The 1,806-nt window shown below is 58.8% G+C and carries 1 protein-coding gene and 2 pseudogenes; 2 read left to right on the top strand and 1 reads right to left on the bottom strand.

The genetic code is table 11. The annotated features are described in order from the left end of the window. Positions 1 to 249, top strand: a 249-nt coding sequence (locus ACXRVY_RS27050; RefSeq protein ID WP_458238737.1) for an Lrp/AsnC ligand binding domain-containing protein, incomplete at its 5' end; no start/stop codon positions are given. Positions 250 to 564: 315 nt separating this feature from the next. On the opposite strand, the pseudogene ACXRVY_RS27055 reads toward ACXRVY_RS27050, so the two are convergent. Further along, a pseudogene (locus ACXRVY_RS27055) lies at positions 565 to 693 on the bottom strand (DUF6124 family protein); the annotation flags it as partial. Between the two features lie 267 nt (positions 694 to 960). On the opposite strand from ACXRVY_RS27055, the pseudogene ACXRVY_RS27060 reads away from it, so the two are divergent. Then, positions 961 to 1,806: pseudogene (locus ACXRVY_RS27060) on the top strand (homoserine dehydrogenase); the annotation flags it as partial.

Here is a 1,806-nt window from a genome sequence, read left to right on the forward strand (position 1 = left end):
GCCACTTCGAACATCAACGCGGTGATTTTCGTTTACCGCTACGACCGGATGCGGGGGGCGGAAGTGCTGCAAGCGCTGCGGGCCATTCCGGAAGTCATCCAGTGCGATGTCATGAGCGGTGAATTCGACTTGATGCTGCGGGTGGGCGCTGCGAGCCCGCAGCGGGTGCACAAGGTCTGGACTGAAATTGCCGCGTTGCCCGGGGTGGAAAACACCGTGACCTCCTTTGTGCTGTCGTCTGTCGTGTAGCCCATTTTTCGTACCGCCAAAAGCCAACCTGTGTTGGCTTTTATGCGTGCGCCAGGCATGGCACTCTCACCCGTTTCATCCCAACGTTGCCAGGGCAAAAGCAACCATATCCCCACCGCTATCGCGAGCAGGCTCGCTCCTACAGTTTTGATCTTCAGTGACCGCCAATCCCACGGCCGGCCACAATCCCTGTGGGAGCGAGCTTGCTCCGGGCGGCGTTCCGACGATGAGGCCCTGTCATCCAACATCTCTATTGACTGTCACGCCGCCATCGCGAGCAAGCTCGCTCCCACAGGGGGCAGTGGTGAGGCGGGTTTATGCGGCCAGCTCGATTTGATCAAGCACGCGGTTCGCGGTGATTTCTGCGAGCATCACGCTGTTGGAAATGCCCAGCAGGGCATTGCGGTCACCACCCTCCAGATGATCCACCAGTTGATGCACCATCGGGTAGCTTTGGCCAAATCGGTGGCGCGAGCTGTCCCCAAAACCTGTGGGAGCGAGCTTGCTCGCGATGAGGCCACAACAGTCAACATTGATGTTGAATGTAAGACCGCCATCGTGAGCAAGCTCGCTCCTACCCGATTCCGAAACTCTGTCCTGACACTGGTCAAAACGCCCATAAAATAGAGCAAATTGGCCTATTTCACTGCCCTGGGCCCAGCCCTAACCTAGTGCCCAACAACCCATTCCCCGGATCGAGGGCATAACAAAATGACTGAATACAAATTGGCGCTGGTTGGCTTTGGTGGTGTTAACCGGGCATTGGCTCAGCTGATTGCCGAACGCAACGAACAGTGGAAAACAGAACTGGGTTTCACCTTGAAAATCGTTGGTGTGACTGACTTGTTTCTCGGTTCGGTGATTGGCCGCGAAGGGCTGGACGCCAATGTGCTCGCCCAATTGCCGGCAGTCAAAGGTGCATTGGCGCAACTGTCGGGTGGCGACGTCACAGCCCTCAATGAAGCGGTGATCAAGGACTCCGGCGCGGACATTATTGTTGAAGCCACGTTTACCAACCCGGTGGACGGTGAACCGGCAACTTCGTTCTGCCGTTGGGCGCTGGAGGGCGACAAACATGTCGTCACCACCAACAAGGGCCCCATCGCCCTGCACGGCGCCGAGCTCAAGGCACTGGCTCGACGCAAGCATGTCGCCTTTGAATACGAAGGCTCGGTCATGAGCGGCACGCCGGTTATTCGCCTGGCCCGGCAGGCGCTGGCAGGCAGCTCCATTGTCGGTTTTGAAGGCATTCTCAATGGCACGTCCAACTTCGTGCTCACCAGCATGGAAGGCGGCCTGGGGTTTGCCGAGGCCGTTGCCTAGGCTCAGGCGCTGGGTTACGCCGAAGCCGACCCGACGGCGGATGTAGAGGGTCATGACGTACGCCTCAAGGTGGTGATCCTGGCGAATGAACTGCTGGACGCGAAGCTTACGGTCAGCGACGTCACGTGTAGCGGCATTTCATCCCTCAGCCTTGGCGACATCGAAAAAGCCCGGCAGGACGGTGCGCGCTGGAAGCTGATCGGGTCGGCGATGCGCCATGCCGACGGCTCGATC

This window comes from Pseudomonas sp. P5_A2_2 (genome assembly GCF_054177685.1).